Source organism: Paenibacillus mesotrionivorans, from assembly GCF_046098205.1.
Lineage (GTDB): Bacteria > Bacillota > Bacilli > Paenibacillales > NBRC-103111 > Paenibacillus_AR > Paenibacillus_AR mesotrionivorans.
On record NZ_JBJURJ010000005.1, the window covers coordinates 348222 to 369516 of the forward strand.

Consider the following 21295-nt stretch of genomic DNA (forward strand, 5'->3'; position numbering starts at 1 on the left):
TTTATATGGATGAACCCGGAGGAGCCTGCCAAAAGCGGGCTCTTTTTGTCTTTTTTCTGCTTCCAAAAAAAGGCATGGATTTTGGAGGATATGGGGGAAGCTATAAGCAAGGCATTCAGCAAAAGGAGGTTATGGCTTGTCTTTCCTGCACGCTGCTATTCTCATTCCGTTTCTTTTCTGCATTCTTGTGCTGCTGGTCCACCGATTGGCTCCCCGGCTGCATACGGGCTGGGCCGTGCTTCCAGCTCCATTGTTATTGTTTGTTTATTTCATGCTGCAAATTCCCGGCATTCAGGGAGGTGAGGCGGTTGCCGCCTCTGTCCCATGGATTCCCTCTCTGGGAATCCGCCTCCAGCTTTATCTGGATGGGCTGGCGCTGTTGTTTGCGCTTCTGATCACAGGCGTGGGGACGCTTGTGACGGTGTATTCCATTTTTTATTTGGATAAGGCCAAGGAAACTCTGCATCTCTTCTATGTGTACCTGCTTTTGTTTATGGGTGCCATGCTGGGCGTTGTGCTGTCCGACAACCTGATGGTGCTGTACGGATTTTGGGAGCTGACCAGCATCTCCTCCTTCCTGTTGATCGCTTTCTGGAATCACCGGGGAAAATCCGTGTACGGCGCGCAAAAGTCTCTGCTAATCACAGTGTTCGGCGGCTTCGCCATGTTCGGGGGATTTCTTCTGCTGTATGTTTTGACCGGAAGCTTCAGCATCCGGGACATCATCAGCCAGGTGGGCGCTATCTCCAGCCACAGTCTGTTTATTCCCGCCATGATCCTGATCCTGCTGGGGGCGTTCACCAAGTCGGCCCAATTCCCTTTCCACATCTGGCTTCCTGATGCCATGGAGGCGCCCACTCCGGTCAGTGCATATCTGCATTCCGCTACGATGGTGAAGGCTGGACTGTATCTGGTGGCCCGCTTCACACCGGTGTTTGCCGGGCAGGGGGCGTGGATATGGATCGTCGCTTCGGTGGGGCTTATCACTCTGCTGTATGGGGCTGTGAAAGCCATCCGGCAAACGGATCTGAAGGCGCTGCTGGCATATTCCACCATCAGCCAGCTGGGACTCATCATGTGCCTCCTGGGCTTAGGCTCCGCCTCCGCCTTCTATACGGACCCGGACCAGGCGGCTTTCTTTTCCAAAGCAGCCGTCGCCGCCGTCTTCCATCTGTTGAATCATGCCATGTTCAAGGGTGCGCTGTTTATGGTGGTGGGCATTATCGACCACGAAACCGGAACCCGGGATATCCGCAATCTGGGCGGGCTTATGACGGTTATGCCGATTACCTTCACAGTGGCGGCCATCGGCGCGTTTTCCATGGCGGGGCTGCCGCCGTTCAGCGGCTTCCTAAGTAAGGAAATGTTCTTTACGGCAGTGCTGGACATCCGCAGCATGAATGTGCTCGGTTTGGCCCAGTGGGGAACCCTCTTCCCTGTGCTTGCCTGGCTGGCCAGTATCTTTACCTTTGTGTACAGCATGATCGTGGTATTCAAAAGCTTCGGCGGAAAGCTGCAAAGGGAAAAGCTGGAGAAAACACCTCATGAGGCTCCCTTGGGATTGCTGCTGCCTCCGGTTTTTTTGGCCTCCGGAACGGTCATTTTCGGATTTTTCCCCAATGTGCTGTCCCGGTACCTGATCGAGCCGGCTCTGGCAGCCATATTGCCGGCAATGGGCGGGAGCTACCATGTGCACATCTCCTTCTGGCACGGATGGACGCCGGAGGTATTTATGACCTTGGGCGTGATTGCTGCCGGAACGGCGGTTTACCTGCTGCACAGGTATATAAAACGCTGGCAGTCTCCCGGTTCCCCTCGTTATTCGTTGAATCAGCTTTACGACAGCGGACTGGACGGCCTGGAGCGTTATTCCAACAAGCTGACCGGGTTCTACATGACCGGTTCTGTCCGCCATTACCTGATTTATATATTCGCCTTTCTGATTGCCGCCTCAGGCGCGGCTTTGTTCACCTCGGATTCGGTCAGCTTCCGTATTCCAACGCTGGCAAGCGTCTCGTTCTATGAGGTGCTGCTGGTGCTGGCTATGCTGACGGCAGCGGTTGCCGTGCCCCTGGCCCGCTCCCGCATGTCAGCTATTATCTTCACCGGAGCCGTAGGGTATCTGGCTACCCTGTTTTTCGTTTTGTTCCGCGCGCCGGATCTGGCCTTGACCCAAATCATTGTGGAGACGGTGTCTGTTACCTTGTTCCTGCTCTGCTTCTACCACCTGCCGGAGCTCAAGAAGGAAAGCTTCAAGCTTCCCTTCAAGCTGACCAATTTCCTGATCGCAGCCGGAGTCGGCGTTGTAGTTACGCTGATTGCCCTGGCAGCCGGCGGAAGCAGCCCCTTCCCGTCCATTGCGGAGTATTATCTGAAGGAAAGCCATGATCTGGGCGGCGGCGACAATGTAGTCAATGTCATTCTGGTGGACTTCAGAGGTTTCGATACCATGCTGGAAATTTCGGTGTTGGGGATTGCGTCCTTGGGCATCTATGCGCTGATCAAGCTCCGGCTGCAGCCCGGGATGGTCCGGAAGACGGCAGATCTTGTCCGTTCGCGGCTCCCCCTGATCAAAACCAATGACGTCATTCTCCAAACCATAACCAAAACAGTGGTGTATATCATCCTGACCTTCTCCCTGTTCCTATTCCTTGCCGGACACAACAATCCGGGAGGCGGGTTCATCGGGGGTCTGATGACATCGGCTGCGCTGGTTTTGCTGGCTATCGCCTTCGGCATGAAGAATGTGGCCCAGACTGTTCCCCTGGATTTCCGCAAGGTGACTGCTATCGGTCTTTTGACCGCCTTTTTGACCGGAACCGGATCCTTTTTGTTTGACGTTCCCTTTATGACCCATAGCTTCGGATATTTCAATTTGCCCATCCTGGGAAAAACAGAGCTGGCCACGGCTGTGCTCTTTGACCTTGGCGTCTATATGGCCGTCGTGGGTGTAACCATGACGATTCTTTTCACAATAGGGAGGGACAACTAATGGAGGTGCTTATGGCGGTGACCATCGGCATGCTGTTTGCCGTTGGTGTGTATCAGCTTCTCTCCAAAAGTCTTTTGCGCATTATTCTTGGTACGGCGCTGCTCACCCACGGGGTGCATCTGCTGCTGCTGACCATGTCCGGCTTGAAAACAGGGGCTGCCCCCTTCCTGGGCCAAGCGGCAGATGCATATACGGATCCCCTTCCCCAGGCTCTGATTCTGACCTCCATCGTCATCAGCTTTGGGGTCACGGCCTTCTTCTTTGTTCTGGCATACCGCTCCTACCAAACTCTGGGCACCGACAACATGGAAGAACTGAGGGGGGAGACGGATGAATAACTGGCTTGTATTACCCTTGTTATTGCCTCTGTTCACCGCTGTGGCCCTGATTTTCCTGAAGGAGCGGATCCGGCTGCAGCGGGCTATCAGCCTCGCAAGCGCTCTGGTGAATATTGGGATTACGGCGGGGTTGGTGTACCAGGTCTGGCAAAACGGGATTCAAACCCTGTTTATGGGCGGCTGGCTGCCTCCATACGGCATTGTGTTTACGGCAGATATGCTGGCCGCCCTGCTGGTGCTCAGCACGGCAGTGGTCAGCGCCGCCTGTCTGGTGTATTCCTTCGGCAGTATCGGGGAGGAGCGGGAACGGAACTATTTTTATCCGTTCTTTCAATTTTTGCTGGCGGGTGTGTCCGGCTCTTTCCTCACGGGGGATATCTTCAATCTGTTTGTCTGCTTCGAGGTGATGCTCATCGCCTCCTATGCCCTGATCGTCCTGGGCGGAACCAAGCAGCAGCTGCGGGAAACCCTGAAATATATCCTGATCAACATCGTCTCCTCCACCCTGTTTGTGGCTTCCGTGGCGTATCTGTATGCGGCGACGGGGACCTTGAACATGGCCCATCTGTCGGTCCGTATCGCAGAGGCTGGCCCGGGGGGTGTGCTGACGGTGGTGAGCGTATTGTTCCTTATCGTGTTTTCCCTGAAGGCGGGACTTTTCCTGTTCTTCTGGCTGCCCGGCTCTTACGGGGCGCCGCCTGCAGCCATCGGAGCCTTGTTCGGAGCGCTGTTGACCAAGGTCGGGCTGTATGCCCTCATTCGGACATTTACTCTGATGTTCTATCAGGAAACGTTAAGCAGCCACACCTTGATGGGCTGGATGGGAGCGGCCACTATGATCCTGGGCGCCGCGGGCGCCGTTGCTTACCGGGATGTCCCGCGGATTATGAATTACAATGTGCTCATCAGCATCGGCTTTACCGCCTTCGGCATTGCAGTGGCCAATGGGGATGCCTTAAACGGAGTGGTGCTGTATCTGATGCACGATATGGTCGCCAAAGCCCTGATGTTTATGCTTGGGGGGATGATCATCCAGGCGGCGAGAACCGGACGGATTACCGAAATGGGCGGACTTATGCGCAAAAGGCCCCTGCTGGGCTGGATGTTCTTCATTCTGTCTTTGGCGGTGGCCGGTGTTCCGCCTTTAAGCGGTTTTGCGGGTAAACTCCTGATCCTCCGCGGCGGCCTGGACGCCGGCATGTATCTGTTCACCGCCATAAGCCTGGCCACCAGCCTCATCGTGCTGTACTCCATGCTGCGAATTTTCATGTTTGCCTTCTGGGGGGAGGAGAAAACACCCATCCCCGCCAAGCCTCAAAACCAGACGGCCATGACGGTTGCTGCGGTCAGTCTGTTCTGCCTGATTATTCTGATGGGCATCGGCTCCGAATGGCTGTATGCGTTGGCCTCCCGGGCAGGGGATATCCTTCTTCAGCCGGAGCTATATATTGAAGCTGTATTAGGAGGGTAACCAGCATGGGCTCACAATTTAGTTTGAATATCGTGATTGCGGTTGTGTGGATGTTTTTGTTTAATGAGATGTCCGCTCTGCAATTTTTCATCGGCTTCACAGTAGGTGCCCTGATCATTCTGGCGCTGAGGCGCTTCCGGCCGGCGGGCTTTTATCTTACCCGGCTGTGGCCGGTGCTGAAGCTGCTGGGGATCTTCATCCGGGAGCTGTTCGTCTCCAGCCTCACCGTTGCGCGTCATTTGCTCCGGCCTAAGCTTGCGGTCCGCCCCGCCATTTTCGCTTATGAAACCACGCTTCGATCCGATTGGGAAATCACACTGTTGGCCTGCCTCATCTGTCTGACTCCGGGCACGTTGACTCTGGAGGTCTCACCGGACAAAAGCACGTTGTACATCCATGCTATGGACATGGGGGATGTGGACGAAGCCGTTGACCAAATCAGAAGCACATTCGAAAAAGCCATTATGGAGGTGACCCGGCCTTGACCGATTTCCTGCTGCTTGTTTCGCTTTCGATTCTGTCCTTGGCCATACTGGGCTGCACCTACCGCTTGATCAAGGGACCGTCCATGCCGGATCGGATTGCCGCGCTGGATGCCATTGGCATTAATCTGTTGGCGATTATCGCTATCGTCAGCCTTTTACTGGACACCCAGGTGTTCATCGACATTATTCTGGTTATCGGCATTCTTACGTTTATCGGGACCACAGCGTTTGCCAGATATATTGAAAGAGGGATGGTGATGGAGAGTGGAGATGATAACGAGAGGAATTGAGCTGTTGGCTCTGGTGATTATCTTGATCGGGGCCTTGTTCGGTGCGTTAGGCGCCTTCGGGCTGATCCGGCTGCCGGATGTGTATCTCCGGTCCCATGCCGCCACCAAAAGTGCTACCTTAGGAGTGCTGTTGGTGCTGGCCGGCGTATTCGTGTACCTTTTGATTAAGGATGGCCATGTCAGCATCAAGCTGCTTCTGGGGATCGTATTCGTGTTTATCACCTCGCCGGTGGCGGGGCATCTTAATGGGCGGGCCGCTTACCGTTCGGGTGTGCCTCTTGACCAAAGCACCGTGAGAGACGACTTGAAGCGGGCAGATAGTAACGGGATTCCAGGAGATATCGGGAACGGTGGGGAAGTTGTGAGGGAGCGGTAATGCCGGAGAAACGCTAACGAATCTGTGCCACGCTATTGGGCTGCAATAGAGCCTATTTGAATTCTAACGAACCCTGGCCACGCTATTGGTCCGAAGGAGCGCCGAAATGGCCTCTAAACCGGAGAATAGCGTGGCTCAGATTCGTTAGATTTTTGTGCATGCCTTTTTTCACAGAATAGCGTGGCTGAGATTCGCTAGAAAGAAAGCCCCCAAACTGGCTTCGCCGATTCAGAGGCCTCTAATCAAACCGTACGATTCCGGGAAGCCCCCCAGCCGCACAGAAACATCAAGCCTGTGACAACAAGCAAAAGTAAAAGCGGGATGCTCCAGCCCCCGGTTACATCGTGAAGCCACCCAAACAGGGTCGGTCCGCTTGCGGCTAACAGGTACCCCACCGCTTGGGACATGCCGGACAAGGAAGCCGCATCCTGGGCATCCTTCGTCCGCAGCGTAAGGAAAATCATGGCCAAGGCAAAGGAGGTTCCTCCGCCGATGCCGAGGAAGATGATCCACAGCGGAATGAGCGTGTTGCCGCCCAGGTCCAGGTACAGTCCGCCTAATGAAGCGAGCATTAATACCGCCATGATAGCCACCAAGAGACGCTGGTTTTTCATACGGCCTGCAAGGATCGGCACCAGGAAGGTGACCGGCAATTGGGATAGCTGCAGCAGGGAGATCATCCAGCCTGCACTGCTGTCGCTTAACCCCCGGCTGACCAGTAAATCGGGGAACCACGAAATGGTTACATAGAAAACCAGAGATTGCATTCCCATAAAAAGAGCCACCGTCCATGCCAGCGGTGAACGCCACAAGCTTCTCCGCTTCACCGCCCCCGGCATCAATCCGGATGCCCCACGGCCGGACCGGATTTGAAGGAACCAGAACAGCGCCGAAATGGGAACAAGCACTCCCCATATACCTAATGCGCCATTCCAGCCCAGACTACGAGACAGCGGGACACTTGTCCCGGATGCCAACGCCCCGCATAAATTCATGCTTACCGTATAAACACCGGTCATAATCCCGACCTGCAGGGGGAAATCCCGCTTCACCAGACTGGGGAGCAGCACATTGAATACCGCAATGGCCAATCCGATCAAAACCGTGCCTCCAATTAAGGGAACGGTGGCAGGCATCAGGCGGACGGCAAAACCGGCCATCAGCACAAACAAGGAATACAGCAGAACCTTTTCCAATCCAAAACGCCGGGACAGTCCCGGGGCAAACGGAGACAGCGCACAAAAGGCCAGCAGGGGCAAGGCGGTGATCAAGCCTGCCACTGTATTCGTTAATCCAAGCGCTTCGCGAATGGAGGATAACAGCGGGCCCACAGAAGTAATGGGGGAGCGCATGGTCAGAGAAATCAGAATAATGCCGATCACGATTGTCCATCCCGAAGTCATGGACAGCTTTTTTTCTCCCGGCAAGGAGCTGCTGGATGTCATCTTGCCCATGTTGCCTTGCATACTCATGAACGGTCTCCTTCTTCAATTGAGATGAAAGTTTTGGATTCCAAAATATAACGCTGAACCGCCGCTACGGCCTGGTTGCTGTCCTGTGCCACAACCCCCTCCACCAGCTGCCGGTGGATCTCGATGAACATTGGCTTGACCTCACTGCGGGTCAGGCTTGCAATGGAATCATGCAGCGCTTCTACAATATGGTCGTACAATTCAATCAGGATGTTATTGTGGGACGCCTGAAGAATCATCTGGTGAAGACGGATATCCTCCGTCACATACGCATCCAGATCGCCGAGCTTCGCGGCCGTTTCCCAGCGTTCGAAATGAAGCAGCAATTCCCGGGCTTCATCCTCCGTCCTGCGTTGGGCAGCCAAAAAAGCCCCCTCCCGTTCCAGCGCATGCCGGACCTCTAAAGTATCCATCGTATCGGTGCGGACAATACGCTTCTGCAGCACGGCTCCCAGGGCACTTGACGAACAGACATAGGTGCCGTCGCCTTGTCTGGTCTTTAATAACCCCGCATGGGTTAACGCCCGGATGGCCTCCCGCAAGGTATTGCGGCTGACATTCAAGTCCGCCATCAGTTCAGACTCAGCCGGGATGCGCATTCCTACCGCCCATTGGCCCGATTCGATCAGTCCTTCGATCTGTAGGGCGACTTGCTCTACCAGTGTCAGCCGCTTGGTTTTTTGAAGCATAGGCACTCCCCCCATTCCAGACACCTGTCTAAACGTAGGATGTTTGGTTTATTGGCTATATTAACACATCAATATGTGAAAAGGAAGCAAATTCGAATAAACCCTTATCGGTTAATTTCAGCTCGGGAATAACGGGAAGCGTCAGGAACGCCAGCGCCAAAAAAGGATTAAAGGCTTTGGGCGAACCGATATGGGCCAGTCCTTCATGTAAAGCATGCAGCGATTTATTAACAGACATATAATCCCGGTCCGACATTAGTCCTGCAACAGGAAGAGCCAATGAGGCCACAACCTCCTCCCCATCCACTACCACCAATCCTCCGTTCATCTCCTTCACATGCCGGATAGCCGCCAATATCTCCTGATCCGAGGTGCCGACCGCCACAATATTATGGGAATCATGCGCCACCGTACTGGCGATTGCCCCCCGTTTTAGCTGAAATCCCTTCACAATAGCCGCTCCGATATTTCCGGTAGCATGATGCCGTTCCACCACGATTATTTTCAACAGGTCGCGTTCAATGGAAGGCTGAAAAGTACCTTTATGGATATCAACATGCTCCTTAAGGTGACGGGTAACCAGGCTGTTAGGTATCAGCCCAATCACATTGCACAATGTGGATGTCAGCGGAATTTGCAGGTCGCTTAGTGCCACTTCCTTAGCGTTGATAGTGGGCAGAGACGGCCGGTCGGTATGAGCCGTTAATGCCGCAGGAAATTCGGTTTCCACCAGCTGCCCCCGGTCCACGATACATCTTCCTTTTTTATAAACCCGATGAATGGAAATGTCATTGAGGTTATCCAGCAGCAGCAGATCCGCCTGGTAACCGGGCGCAACAGCCCCTACATGGCGCAGTCCGAAGCATTCGGCTGCATTCAGGGTAGCCATTTGAATGGCAGTAATGGGGTCTAATCCCTTGCCGATGGCCAGCCGGACAATATGGTCGACGCTACCTTCCTCAATTAAATCATCCAGGTGTTTGTCATCGGTCACGAACAGGCATCTCCGGGAATTCTGCGGGGTGACGGCGGGAAGCAGAGCCTCCAAATCCTTGGCTACAGTGCCTTCCCGGATCATCAGATACATCCCCAGCTCCAGACGGTCCTTGGCTTCGCGGCTGTTAATGCTCTCATGATCGGTGCGGATGCCTGCCGACAGATAGATATTTAAGTCCTCCCGGCCGATGCCCGCGGCATGACCGTCAATGACACCACCGTTCCGCTGTGCCATACATAGCTTGTCCATCATTCCCTGATCCGCACGGGCAACAGCCGGAAAATCCATCACCTCCGCCAGACCCAGAACCCGGGGGTCCGCCATAAAGGGAGCAAGCTGCTCAGCCGCAAGCGTTGCTCCATTGCTCTCAAAGGACGTTGAGGGTACACAAGAGGGCAGCATAACGAAAATATCCATGGGCACTCCCGCGGCATCATCCAGCATGTATTGAATCCCCTTCTCCCCTGCCACATTGGCAATTTCATGGGGATCGGTGATCACCGTGGTTACGCCGTGCTGAAGCACTACCTTGGCAAATTCACCCGGCAAAAGCATGGAGCTTTCGATATGGATATGCCCGTCGATAAATCCCGGGACGATCATTTTTCCCCTGGCATCCATCACCTCATGGCCTTCATAGGAACCAATGCCCGCGATGATTCCATCCGCAATGGCAATGTCCCCTTCCATAAGCTCACCCGTAAACACATTTACGATAGTCCCTTGTTTGATCACCAAATCAGCGGGGATTTGTTTGCCTGCAACTTGAATTCGTTTGGTTAATGCCGAGGGTTGATTGGACATACGATCTGCTCCTTTTATTGGAATTTCATATGTAGATAAATAAAAAAATCCCGATTACAAATAACATACACACCACAGTGTGCATCTTACTGTAATCAGGATTTTACGGTTCCTGGTAGAGACCCTTATACCATATCTATAAGGTTATACGATGAATATGGAATTTTTTACTTTTAGGAATTATAACAGCCTCTTGACTGAAGTGCAATAACGTTTTACGCAGTGAATAATCTGCCTGCTTTTGGCTGAAATTTCAGATATGCCGTTGACATTCTGAGCATACGGGAATATACTTCGGATATAACAAATGAATGATTGCTCATATGTTTTAGTAATCATAAAAGAGAAGGTGACTATCATGGAACTGGCAAAAAAGGAGTTATTGCTGGAAGGTCTGGATTGCGCCAACTGTGCGATGAAAATTGAAAATGAAGTCAAAAAGATTAATGGAGTAACTTCCTGCACGGTAAATTTTGCGACCACGATGATGCAGATTGAAACTGCCGCTGGCGACGAAGGTCCCGTAATGGAGGAAGCCATCAAACGGGTCAATAAGCTGGAGCCACACATCAAGGTGAAGGAATTCAAGAAAAAGGTGTCCCGGGGTTCGGCCAGAGCCAGGCTTGAGGCAGCAGCAGCCCAAGATAGCGCAAGCGTTAGCCCGCATAGCGGCCATTCCCACGGAGATGCATGCTGCAGCCATGATCATGCTGATCATGATCACAGCAATAAGCAAAACCACGGGCACGCGCATGAGCATGGACATGATCATGAGGATGAAGACGACGGTCACGGCCATTCCCATGGGAATGAAAACACCACCAGAATGATAACCCGGCTGCTGACCTCCGGAGCCGTCCTCGCCGCCGGCATATTGGCTCCCGTTTCGGGACTGGCGGAATTGGCAATCTTCGTAGCGGCGTATGTCATTATCGGCGGAGACATCGTATGGCGGGCTCTCCGGAACATTATCCGCGGCCGCGTGTTCGATGAGAACTTCCTGATGGCGATTGCGACAATCGGCGCCTTCGCCACCCGACAATATTCGGAAGGCGTAGCGGTTATGCTGTTCTATCAGATCGGCGAGCTCTTCCAGGGCATTGCCGTGAACCGCTCCCGCAAATCCATCAAATCCTTGTTGGATATCCGCCCCGATTACGCCAACCTGAAAAGCGGCAATGAGACCATCCGCGTTTCACCCGAGGAAGTAGAGATCGGAGATATCATTGTGGTCCGCCCCGGGGAAAAGGTTCCGCTGGATGGCCATGTGGTGGAAGGTGCCTCCGCTATGGACACCTCCGCTCTGACTGGGGAATCCGTGCCGCGGGAGGTAGAGCCGGGCAGCGAGGTGCTGAGCGGCTTCATTAATAAAAATGGCGTGCTGACCATTGAAGTAACGAAGGATTTTGGGGAATCCACTGTTTCGAAAATACTGGACCTGGTGCAAAATGCCAGCAGCAAAAAGGCGCCTACGGAGAATTTCATTACCAAGTTCGCCAGATACTATACCCCTGCCGTAGTTATTATCGCTCTTCTGCTGGCCCTTATTCCTCCCCTTGTTCTGGCGGATGCCAGCTTTAGTGATTGGATTTACCGGGCACTGGTGTTCCTTGTGATTTCGTGTCCCTGCGCGCTGGTGGTCTCCATTCCTCTTGGTTTCTTCGGGGGAATCGGCGCCGCCTCCAAAAACGGCATTCTGGTTAAGGGCAGCAACTATCTGGAGGCCCTCAATGATGTAAAATATGTGGTTTTTGACAAAACCGGCACCCTCACCAAAGGTGCTTTTACGGTAACCGGCATCCACCCCGAAGGGGGCTTTACGGAAAATGAGCTGCTGGAGTATGCCGCCTTCGCCGAAATCCACTCCAGCCACCCTATTGCCGTATCCGTCCGGACTGCTTACGGCAAGGACATTCCGGAGACCGCCATTAAGGACTACAACGAAATCTCCGGACATGGCATCCGGGTGTTGGTGAACGGAAAAGAGGTTTTGGCGGGCAACGGCAAGCTGATGAAGGCTGAGCAGATAAGCTTTGGCCAGCCGGATGTGACGGGTACTCTGGTGCATGTGGCGGTAAATAAACAATATGCCGGTTACCTGGTGATCTCCGATGAGCCCAAGGCCGACTCGGCCAAAGCCATCCGTCAGCTCAAATCCATCGGCATCAAACGCACCGTCATGCTGACGGGCGACGCCAAGCCTGTAGCGGAAGCCGTCGGGAAGCAGTTAGGTCTTGATGAAGTGCATGCTGAGCTTCTCCCCCAGCACAAGGTGGAGCAAATCGAACGTCTGGGACGGCTCAAGAGTCCCAAGGAGAAGATCGCCTTTATCGGCGACGGCATCAACGATACCCCCGTATTGGCTCAGGCCGATGTAGGGATTGCCATGGGCGGTCTGGGATCAGATGCAGCCATTGAAGCAGCCGACATCGTCATCATGACCGATGAACCCTCCAAGGTAGGAGAAGCTATCTACATCGCTAAACGGACCCGGACGATTGTCTGGCAGAATATTTTTTTCGCCATGGGTGTGAAGATTATCTTCCTAAGCCTCGGGGCCTTCGGAATCGCAACTATGTGGGAAGCCGTATTCGCCGACGTAGGGGTTACCCTCCTCGCAGTTCTGAATGCCATGCGGGTGATGAAGGTCAAATCCAATACCGCGGCTTAACGGATCCACTCTTTAACAAAAAGCAGCCACTCCACAAAGGAATGGCTGCTTTTCTGTTGTTATTCTTCTTCCGCTTCCAGCGTCCCATGGTTATGGGCAATATGGATAAGCGTCTGGGCAAGGATTTGCTCCACATGGCTATCGTCCAAGGAATAGAACGCCGTTTTCCCCGCTTTGCGCCTTTTGACAATCCGCATATCCCGGAGATAACGCAGCTGGTGGGAGATTGCAGATTGGTTCATGTCGGTTAAGGCGGACAGATCCGTCACGTTTAATTCCTTCTGCAGCAAGAGACTAATCAGCTTCAGCCGGGTCACATCACCAAAGGCCTTAAACCAATCTGCCGCTTCAACCGCTATATGTTCATCAATCATATTTTTGCGAATCTCATTTAACTCATGCTCCGAGCAAGTTCCCGCTTGGTCCTGCTTAAGCTCATTTTTTGGATCCAACCCTCACCATCTCCATCCCCTGTGTACCATTCCCGTGTAAAAATTACTCTTAACGAGTGCATGTACCCAGTTTAATGCATTTGGCGCTTGAATACAAAAGCCTTCCTATAATGTGCTTCAGAATTCCTTTAGTATGTTCACGCCAAGAACCTCAGACACTTCGGTTCGTATAGGCTGTATTCCAAATGATGCACTAAAGCATATACCCTGGCCCGGACAGCAACCTTGCTGCCCGGGTTTTCTTTATGCCAGGTCTCTTAAGATTTTCTTCATAGTTATCACAGGTTAAAGCCCAGCTCCGGTGTCAGGCTTACACGGATAAAGACTCCAATACAGGGGGTTCCTTAATCCGCATAAAGGAGCTCATTATTGATAAAGAGAAATTAATGATCACGCTTAAGGATAAACCCATTACCCTTACTCCCTTGGAGTTTGCCATTTTGGAGCAAAAGTCCAAAATGGAGCTTATTACGGGAGTCTCTCATGACTTAAAAACACCCTTAACCAGCATTATCGGGTACTTAGAGCTGTTACGAACGGAATCCTATCAAGACCAGGAGGAATACAACCGGTTTCTTCAAAATTCCTACAACCGGGCGATGCACCTCAAGAAGCTCATTGACGATTTATTCGAATATACCCGGCTCACGACGCCGGATGTCCAATTAAGCTTAAAAAGCAGTAGACGTGTATGAGCTGCTGGAGCAAATGTTAGTTGAATTCGAACCGTTAGCTCAAGAGCATCATGTTTCCATTATAAAAAAATCGGCTTCTCGCCCCTTGTGGCTACAATAGACAGCAACAAATTCGCCAGAGCCATAGATAATTTGCTGATGTATGCTCTCAAATATTCTGAAAAACCGTTTATATTTTTTCCATCGCTGTTCCTTTAGAAAGGACGAAATCATGTAATAAATCACTTAATTTTCCCGCACCAGAGCTTCAATGATCTTGACCTTATTCAGCCTGCGCATGGGTTGAACCGTTGCGGCAAATGTCGTGATCATGGCTCCTGCACAGGCAATGCCGATGCTGCTCCAGGGAACCGTCCAGACGATTTCCACAGCATCCATAAACAGACGGTGTATGCCATAGCTTACAGCCGTACCGCTTGCAGCACCGTAAACTCCAGCAATTACCCCATAAAAAACACTTTCTAAAAGGATCATCCTGTTCATTTGCCGTTGTGTCATACCGATCGCCTTCAGAACAGCGAATTCCTTGGAACGCAGGATCAGATTGGTGCTCACGGTGTTGACAATGTTCAAGAACGAGATAAGAGCAATGACTCCCATAAAACCGTACAGAAAGATACTGGCGATCATGGCATCATTCTTCGCTTGCTCCAGCTCTGCCACCCGATCCGTATAGTTGTAGCCGCCATCGTACTTGGTTAACGCGTGAAGGTAGTCCGTTATCGGTTTATGGGGGCGGTCAGAATAGGCAAGAATGAATATTCTGGCGAAGTTATCGTTGCCAACGATTTTCTCATAAACGGCGGGCGTCGTAATGAAACCAAGAATAGCACTCTCACTGGGGCTGGAGGATAATAAATCCTGTTCAGCAATACCGGCCACCGTAACGGTTTGATATCCTTGCTTGTTGGATTCCATACTGCGAATTTTGATCTTATCCCCAACCTTGAAGGTGGTCTGGTCGATAATTAACCGTTTCCCTTGATCTGTGATCGTGCTTACTTTTTGAACAACAATGACACCATTCTCCCGTTCCATACTTTCTTTGTTAAGTGTTCCGGAGGTAAGCTTCGACCGCCAAGCATCCAAGCTGTTATCCCCATAGGAGAAAAGAAAGTTGTTGCTTGTCCGGTATCCCCCTTCAGCCTCCACACCTTGATTTCGCCCTTTGAGCTCTGTGTATCTGGGATTAAGCTTCTCCTTCGGGATAACAGCCATCACTTGACTATTGTAAAATTTATAGGCATGCTCTACAGCGTCCAGTTTGAGAATATCCTCATAAATGGAGTCCTCTATCCGTTTGGAGGGGCCCTCATACATAAGAGAATACGAATATTGGCTGCCCGACAGCTGCGTGGTTTGCTTCAAGAAATCAATCAACCCATTGCAGACAATAAACAACACGATGCTGATCACCATGGAAAATGCCGTTATACGGAAGCGCTTCTTATTGCGCTTCAGATTCCGCATGGCAAATTGGCCTTCCATGCCAAAGAGCTTCTGGACAAGGATAGAATTTTTAGCCCGTGCAGCTTTGTCCGCCTTGGACGTATCCTGTTTCTGAACCGCTTCAAGAGGAGATACCCGCGACGCCATTCTGGCTGGTCCGATGGCTGAAGCATACACACTGACCAGCCCCAATACTCCGGCCAAGATTAATACCGGGTAAGAAATAATCATTCTCATGCCATTTAGAAGACCCAGCTGCAGAAAACTGATATAGGAAAACAGAAGCTTCATAAACACAGTCCCTGTAAAAATCCCTATAGGGATACCGATGGAGCTTAATATTGACGCTTCTTTGATAACAATGCTGCGGATCTGGGCCGGAGTAGCACCTAAACAGCGCAGCATGCCGAATTGGGAAATCCGTTCCACCACAGAAATATGAAAGGTATTATAAATGACTGCTATGGTGCAAATCATGATAAAGGCGGCCACAGCAGTGTAGGCCAGGATAAGACTCTTATTTACACCCTCGTATGTGCTTTTCCCATACAGCTTCAGGAGTTCGTTATTGTACTCCACTCTGAAGGTCTCCACACCGGATTCCCGGTATAACTCTCTGGCGGAATCCTCTGTCACCTTACCGACGCTCAAGGAAGACAGGATGGATTCTGTCTTTTCTTTTATGTGATCCATTGTTTTCATTTTGGTGTAGACAAAGTATTTCTTCGCCCCATCAAACGTCTGGTTATCGTTAAATGTGATGGCCGGGAGTATGAATGTGGATGACCAGCTGCCGCGGCCGATCTCCTCCATATATCCGACCACCGTATAGTCATGCTCGGTTTGGGCTTCGAAGCTCTCGTCCAGATCCCAACCAAAATCGCCCAATCCATTAATAATCCTCTCTTCGCCAGTGGAAGCTACCTTGCGTATACCCAGGTTCAGCTTTATCCGTTCGCCGAGTTGAGGAGGTACCGAAAAATGACTCAAGCTTCTTGAAGAAAGAATAATTTCGTCCGGTTTCTCCGGCAGTCTGCCAGATTCCAGCCGTACCTGAAGCATGTCCATGGCTTCCGAATCGTACCCCTTAATGTTCAGGTAGCGGTAAGGGGCAGCATTGGGGTTTTCCCGTTTTTCCTTTTCACTTGTTTCATTAATGACAGCATATCCTTCCCTGCTAATGACTCCTGCTCCTTCAACCGATGCATGGAAGGCAATCTTGGAAACCGCTTCTCCTGGAATGCCGTTAAAGGAAACATGGTAATCGCCATAATCCTGGATGGTATGCCTGATTAATTGGTCTCTATAGCTCACTCCAATGGTTCCGATGGCCGTAAATAACGTCACCGACAACACGATACCCAATATGGTCAACAACGATCTTTTTTTCTGACCCTTTATATATTTCAGGGTTAGGCCCGTGTAGCTGGTCACTGTCCACTCACCTCATTTTGCACGATTGACCCGTCTTTAATCCTCACCACACGGTCTGCGCGCTCCGCAATATTCAAATCATGGGTGATCATGATCAAGGTTTGATTATATTTCTTCACCGAAAAGGTAAGCAGGTCGACGATTTCATTGCTGTGTTTGCTGTCGAGATTGCCTGTCGGCTCATCCGCCAAGATAATGGAGGGTTTGTTCATTAATGCCCGCCCGATCGCCGTTCTTTGCTGCTGTCCCCCGGATAGCTCGGAAGGCAGATGATGTCTTCGCTCTTGCAGTCCCAATACATCCAGCAGCTCTTCCACATAGGCTTCATCTGTCTTTTTGTTTTCCAGCAGCATGGGCAGCTTGATATTTTCCTCCGTGGTCAGAACCGGGATCAGATTATACGCTTGAAACACAAACCCGATCTTGCGTCTTCTGAATATGGCAAGCTCGTTTTCACTTTTGGTGTAGAGGTCCGAGCCGTCGATGATGACTTGTCCGCTTGTCGGTCTGTCTACTCCCCCAAGTAAATGAAGCAAGGAGCTCTTTCCAGAGCCGCTTGCGCCTACAATGGCAACAAACTCTCCTTTTTTCACAGATATATTTACATTTTTCAAAGCCTCTACCTTGGCTTCTGCATGTCCATAGCTTTTACTCAAATCAATCGTTTTTAGGATTTCCATTAATTTTACCTCCAACGCTGTTATTCCCTGCTTGTTAGTCATTATAAGCGCCGGGTCTTACGTTAAAGTGAAGAGGAAGCTTACATATTCGTAAGCTTCCCCTTCATCTGGTGCTTTTAAGAAACAGGACCCGGAATTCCGTTCCCTCCCCGTGTTTACTGAAGACGGTAATTTGCCCACCCTGACCTTCAATCAAGACCTTCGACAGGGATAATCCGATACCTATGCCTTGGGACTTCGAATTGCTTTTGCCTCTATAAAACCGTTTGAAAATATGGGGCACATCCTCCGGGTGAATGCCTTCCCCATAATCTTGAATCACTACCGTGGAGAACAAGGAATGCTCCTCCAGACGGACGTGAATCACTCCCCCCTCAGGCGTATGCTCCATTGCATTTTTCATCAGGTTAATGAAGGCTTCCTTCATCCACTCGTCATCTCCCTGGATAAGCAGATCCTCGCCGCCATGGATTTGAAGGGTCTGCTTATTTTGCTCCGACAACAGCTGCAGGGAAAAGGCGGCATCCTCGATCAAATCCCGGATTCTAATCTCATTCTTACGGAAAACAATGGAGCCCGCTTCAATTCGCGCCAGCTTCAGCAAACTGACAATCAACCATTCCATGCGGTCCAGCTGCTGCCGGCTGCGTTCCAAGAAGGAAGCCTTCATGTCTTCCTTCATCTTCGGATCCTTCAGCAGATTCTCGTTATAAATGATCAGAGAGGACAGGGGGGTTTTGAGCTGGTGGGATATGTCAGAGAGTAAATTCTGAAGAAACTCCTTCTCCTGCTGCAGCAGCTGCAGCGTGTTGTTTAACCGTCCGGCCATGGCATTAAAGCTTCGTCCTAAAGCTCCAAACGCACCTTCCTCGTCCTCGGGCAACGGCTCGTCAAACTGCCGTTCTACAACCTGCTCCGCGGCATGGGAGATCCTGTTGATTCTGCCGAACACCTTTCGGTATTCCCACAGCAATAGCAGCATTACAGGAATAACAAACATCATGACCAGCACAGTCGCCTTCATGGGTAAGGCCAAACCGGAGAGCGCTGGCTGGTCCTCAATGGATATGTCCGAACCGTATCCGTAAGTGGCCAGAATTCGTTTGCCTTCCTCTACTTCTGCCGGTTGCACGCCTTGGGTGATGTAGGACACAAGCTCTTGTTCAAGCTGAGGATCCTTCTTCAGCATATGGCCCATTATGGCGGCGTTCTGCTCCACAATAACCTGATTGACCCGGCCGACCTGATGGTTCATAAAGAAAAACATGAGCATGCCTAAGACCAGCTGCAAGGCAATGAATTTGACGGCAACAGATTTCCATTCCGGGTTGCGAATCACGTCAAGCATGGCTCATCTTCCCGACACGTCCATGTTCCATTTGTATCCAACTCCTCGAATCGTGACAATATATTGCGGCGCGGCAGGTACATCCTCCACCTTTTCTCTTAACCTTCGGATATGAACGGAGAGTGTATTGTCATCAATGAATTCCCCTGACATGTCCCATAAGTGACTAAGGATGGTACCACGGCTGCAGATTTGCTTGGGATGCGTAACCAACAAAAGCAGCAGCCTGTACTCCAGCCCAGTAAGGATAATTTCCTGCTTGTTTTTATACACCGATCCTTCAAGAACCCGGATTTCAATATCCTGTGAGTGCCACACGTTAACGTCCTGCTGCTGCTTTATGTTCCGCCTCAAGACAGCCTTCATTCTCGAAACAAGCTCCTTGGTCCGGATGGGCTTGGTCATATAATCGTCCGCTCCCAGATCTAGCCCGGCCACCACATTCGCCTCCTCATCCAAGGCGGTCAGAAAAATAACGGGAATCTGCGAGGATGCCCGGATTTCCCTGCATAATTCATAGCCGGAGCCGTCAGGCAGATTGATGTCCAATAAAACAAGCTCCACTCCGCCAGCCGCTAATCTTAGTCTTGCTTCCTCCAAGGTACCGGCAACCATGACCATATACCCTTCACTGGATAGGGTATACTCTATGCCAAATGCCAAATTCGCATCATCTTCAACCAGCAGAATCTGTGTCATTGTTTTCCTCATCTCATATTACATTTCTAAAAGCAGAATAAGCATACGATATGGTTATCTTACCAAACGGATATGGCGTAAACAAACCGTGATACCTCAAAAGAAGGAGCATATTGACTCCCATCACAAGGTTCCGGTTTAGCAGCCGCCCATTTTTTGCCCACCCCGCACCAACATATGCAGCCCTTCATATGATGGATTTGACTGTATCCCTATACCTTGTATCCGACAACTACCCAGGCAAGGAGGGGTGACTACATTGAAGGGCATCGATCACAAAAGCAAGTTCATCCTTACCCACCGCGAGCGCGAAGTATTCGAACTGTTGGTTCAGGACAAAGCGTTCACGTACTGATAATACAAAAAAAATTACTTTTTATAACTTTACATAGGACAAGCTTTTACATAAGTTTTCTAACTGAGATTTTTCTTCAACTAAAAAGGAACACCGACACAAATAATCGGCGTCCCTAAAAGTGCGGTGGAAGTACAGTTGTGGGGGAACATCGATTACCGCGGTAAGATAAAAATCTATAAATGCTAGACTCCTCGAGCTCATAAACTGTAAAAATCCGTACTTTCTGGAGCCGAAGGGCATCGGTACCCAGAAAGTACGGAATATATAAATGTTATGCTTAAATACACTATTCAGCTTTTAGGTGGCGTTTATTAAAAATCCACAAACTCGAAAATTATATAATAACATTTAAGGCTTCCCACTGATTGGGCTTTACGGCAATAACCGGCCGGATGGCTCAACAACGGAATTCTCCTGTCAACAAGCCACAGTGGAGATCGGCGGCGGCCTATCTAGATTGTTTATGGACAACCGTTTTCCGGATAGCGTAATCAGCCAAATGCTACGAAGCGTGAATGCGGTGTTATGCCAAGGCACTTTTCGAGCGTATTTCTAAAATTCATATCCTCTCCTTAAAAGGTTATAATCACTTTTCCTTCGGAGTGGCCCGCAGAAACTTTATTTAAAGCCATATTAATGTCATCAAAATTGTAAACGGAATCTATAGCGGGCTTAATATCTTCATCCTCAATAAGTTTCGTCAGTTTTTGTAATTGCCAGCCGTTTGCGGAAACGAATAAGAAGCGATATTCTTTATTCTGTTTAACTGCTAATCGATCTAAACGGGCACCTACTAAACCAAACAATAGCTTTTTCCATATCGGAAAATTATTTTCAACAGCAAAGCGGTAATTGGGCAATGCCTTTAATGATACCAATTTTCCTTGGGGTTTGAGAATAGCAAGTTCCGTTTTAATTTCTTTTGCCCCTAATGTATCGATAACATAATCAATATTAGATAGCAAATCAACATAATTTTCCTCTCTATAGTTAATGAATTGATCAGCGCCGATGGACAGTGTACGTGATCTGCCTCTTTCACTGCCGCTCGTAATCACATATAACCCCATCGATTTGGCAATCGGGAGTGCCATCATACCAAAGCCACCGGTTCCCCCTGGAATAAATAGCTTTTTATTAGGCTGAACATGAAGTACATCATGCAAGGCTTGATATGCAGTCAAAGCCGTGAGTGGTACCGCGGCGGCCTCAATAAAAGAAAGATTCTTGGGCATAACGGAAATTGCATCCTCATGAACTGCCGCATACTCAGCAAAAGCTCCGATTTTATTTATGGGTAGTCTCGTATAAACGTGATCTCCAACCTCGAATTCCACAACATCTTTTCCAACAGCCTCAATAACGCCGGATAGTTCGTTTCCTAAAGTTAAAGGGAAGTCATAATCGGCAATCATGCGAATACTACCATTCATAATAAGGATGTCTAAGGGATTTACACCTGTAGCTTTTACTTTGATAAGCACCTCATGGTTATTGATTTCCGGTATTTCTATGTTTTTTATTTCTACTTGGATTTGTTTTGTATATTTTTCCATTTGTACAGCTTTCAATTCTCATTCTCCTTTTGTTATTCT

At 50.3% G+C, this 21295-nt stretch carries 17 protein-coding genes, 1 pseudogene and 1 riboswitch; of the genes and pseudogenes, 9 read left to right on the plus strand and 9 right to left on the minus strand.

Going from position 1 to position 21295, the window contains the following annotated elements; translation table 11 throughout:
- Positions 1 to 136: 136 nt before the first annotated feature.
- The 6 genes from ACI1P1_RS09745 to mnhG are packed head-to-tail and all read left to right on the plus strand — an operon-like array spanning position 137 to position 5952.
- Positions 137 to 2992 (plus strand): Na+/H+ antiporter subunit A, encoded by a 2856-nt coding sequence (locus ACI1P1_RS09745; protein WP_416216181.1) that lies wholly within the window; start codon positions 137 to 139, stop codon positions 2990 to 2992.
- Complete coding sequence (locus ACI1P1_RS09750) at positions 2992 to 3330, plus strand: Na(+)/H(+) antiporter subunit C (protein ID WP_416216182.1); 339 nt, start codon at positions 2992 to 2994, stop codon at positions 3328 to 3330. Before ACI1P1_RS09745 ends, ACI1P1_RS09750 begins: the two co-directional genes overlap by 1 nt.
- Positions 3323 to 4801, plus strand: a complete 1479-nt coding sequence (locus ACI1P1_RS09755; protein ID WP_416216183.1) for a Na+/H+ antiporter subunit D — start codon at positions 3323 to 3325, stop codon at positions 4799 to 4801. Before ACI1P1_RS09750 ends, ACI1P1_RS09755 begins: the two co-directional genes overlap by 8 nt.
- 5 nt (positions 4802 to 4806) lie before the next feature.
- Positions 4807 to 5286: a Na+/H+ antiporter subunit E gene (locus ACI1P1_RS09760; protein WP_416216184.1), complete on the plus strand. Its 480-nt coding sequence runs from the start codon at positions 4807 to 4809 to the stop codon at positions 5284 to 5286.
- Complete coding sequence (locus tag ACI1P1_RS09765) at positions 5283 to 5576, plus strand: Na(+)/H(+) antiporter subunit F1 (protein WP_416216185.1); 294 nt, start codon at positions 5283 to 5285, stop codon at positions 5574 to 5576. The genes ACI1P1_RS09760 and ACI1P1_RS09765 overlap by 4 nt, the downstream gene beginning before the upstream one ends.
- Positions 5557 to 5952, plus strand: a complete 396-nt coding sequence (gene mnhG / locus ACI1P1_RS09770; RefSeq protein WP_416216186.1) for a monovalent cation/H(+) antiporter subunit G — start codon at positions 5557 to 5559, stop codon at positions 5950 to 5952. Before ACI1P1_RS09765 ends, mnhG begins: the two co-directional genes overlap by 20 nt.
- Before the next feature lie 242 nt (positions 5953 to 6194).
- On the opposite strand, the gene ACI1P1_RS09775 is transcribed toward mnhG, so the two are convergent.
- From ACI1P1_RS09775 to ade, 3 genes are read right to left on the minus strand one after another with little or no spacing between them, the layout of a single operon-like run.
- The gene (locus ACI1P1_RS09775) at positions 6195 to 7397 is read right to left on the minus strand and encodes a CynX/NimT family MFS transporter (RefSeq protein ID WP_416216237.1); all 1203 of its coding nucleotides are present in this window, start codon (positions 7395 to 7397) and stop codon (positions 6195 to 6197) included.
- Positions 7398 to 7420: 23 nt separating this feature from the next.
- The gene (locus ACI1P1_RS09780; protein ID WP_416216187.1) at positions 7421 to 8113 is read right to left on the minus strand and encodes a FadR/GntR family transcriptional regulator; all 693 of its coding nucleotides are present in this window, start codon (positions 8111 to 8113) and stop codon (positions 7421 to 7423) included.
- Positions 8114 to 8168: 55 nt separating this feature from the next.
- A complete protein-coding gene (ade, locus tag ACI1P1_RS09785; RefSeq protein ID WP_416216188.1) occupies positions 8169 to 9914 on the minus strand; it encodes an adenine deaminase in 1746 nt (581 codons plus the stop codon).
- Between the two features lie 72 nt (positions 9915 to 9986).
- Positions 9987 to 10086: riboswitch (purine riboswitch) on the minus strand.
- A 186-nt stretch (positions 10087 to 10272) separates the two neighbouring features.
- Between ade and ACI1P1_RS09790 the strand changes: the two genes are divergently transcribed.
- The gene (locus tag ACI1P1_RS09790; protein WP_416216189.1) at positions 10273 to 12585 is read left to right on the plus strand and encodes a heavy metal translocating P-type ATPase; all 2313 of its coding nucleotides are present in this window, start codon (positions 10273 to 10275) and stop codon (positions 12583 to 12585) included.
- Positions 12586 to 12644: 59 nt separating this feature from the next.
- On the opposite strand, the gene ACI1P1_RS09795 is transcribed toward ACI1P1_RS09790, so the two are convergent.
- Positions 12645 to 12959: an ArsR/SmtB family transcription factor gene (locus ACI1P1_RS09795; RefSeq protein ID WP_416216190.1), complete on the minus strand. Its 315-nt coding sequence runs from the start codon at positions 12957 to 12959 to the stop codon at positions 12645 to 12647.
- A 464-nt stretch (positions 12960 to 13423) separates the two neighbouring features.
- Here ACI1P1_RS09795 and ACI1P1_RS09800 point away from each other — a divergent pair, with 464 nt between their 5' ends.
- Positions 13424 to 13732 (plus strand): sensor histidine kinase, encoded by a 309-nt coding sequence (locus ACI1P1_RS09800; RefSeq protein ID WP_416216191.1) that lies wholly within the window; start codon positions 13424 to 13426, stop codon positions 13730 to 13732.
- 225 nt (positions 13733 to 13957) lie between these two features.
- Here ACI1P1_RS09800 and ACI1P1_RS09805 read toward each other — a convergent pair whose 3' ends face one another.
- The 4 genes from ACI1P1_RS09805 to ACI1P1_RS09820 form a co-directional block, all read right to left on the minus strand.
- Entirely contained in the window at positions 13958 to 16615 is a 2658-nt protein-coding gene (locus ACI1P1_RS09805; protein ID WP_416216192.1) for an ABC transporter permease, read from the minus strand.
- Positions 16612 to 17295, minus strand: a complete 684-nt coding sequence (locus ACI1P1_RS09810; protein ID WP_416216193.1) for an ABC transporter ATP-binding protein — start codon at positions 17293 to 17295, stop codon at positions 16612 to 16614. Before ACI1P1_RS09810 ends, ACI1P1_RS09805 begins: the two co-directional genes overlap by 4 nt.
- 103 nt (positions 17296 to 17398) lie before the next feature.
- On the minus strand, positions 17399 to 18643 hold the full coding sequence (locus ACI1P1_RS09815; protein WP_416216194.1) for a HAMP domain-containing sensor histidine kinase: 1245 nt from the start codon (positions 18641 to 18643) through the stop codon (positions 17399 to 17401).
- Between the two features lie 3 nt (positions 18644 to 18646).
- The gene (locus ACI1P1_RS09820; RefSeq protein ID WP_416216195.1) at positions 18647 to 19342 is read right to left on the minus strand and encodes a response regulator transcription factor; all 696 of its coding nucleotides are present in this window, start codon (positions 19340 to 19342) and stop codon (positions 18647 to 18649) included.
- 259 nt (positions 19343 to 19601) lie between these two features.
- On the opposite strand from ACI1P1_RS09820, the pseudogene ACI1P1_RS09825 reads away from it, so the two are divergent.
- Positions 19602 to 19682, plus strand: a pseudogene (locus ACI1P1_RS09825) (helix-turn-helix domain-containing protein); the annotation flags it as partial.
- Positions 19683 to 20272: 590 nt separating this feature from the next.
- On the opposite strand, the gene ACI1P1_RS09830 reads toward ACI1P1_RS09825, so the two are convergent.
- The gene (locus tag ACI1P1_RS09830) at positions 20273 to 21271 is read right to left on the minus strand and encodes an NADP-dependent oxidoreductase (protein WP_416216196.1); all 999 of its coding nucleotides are present in this window, start codon (positions 21269 to 21271) and stop codon (positions 20273 to 20275) included.
- Between the last annotated feature and the right edge of the window lie 24 nt (positions 21272 to 21295).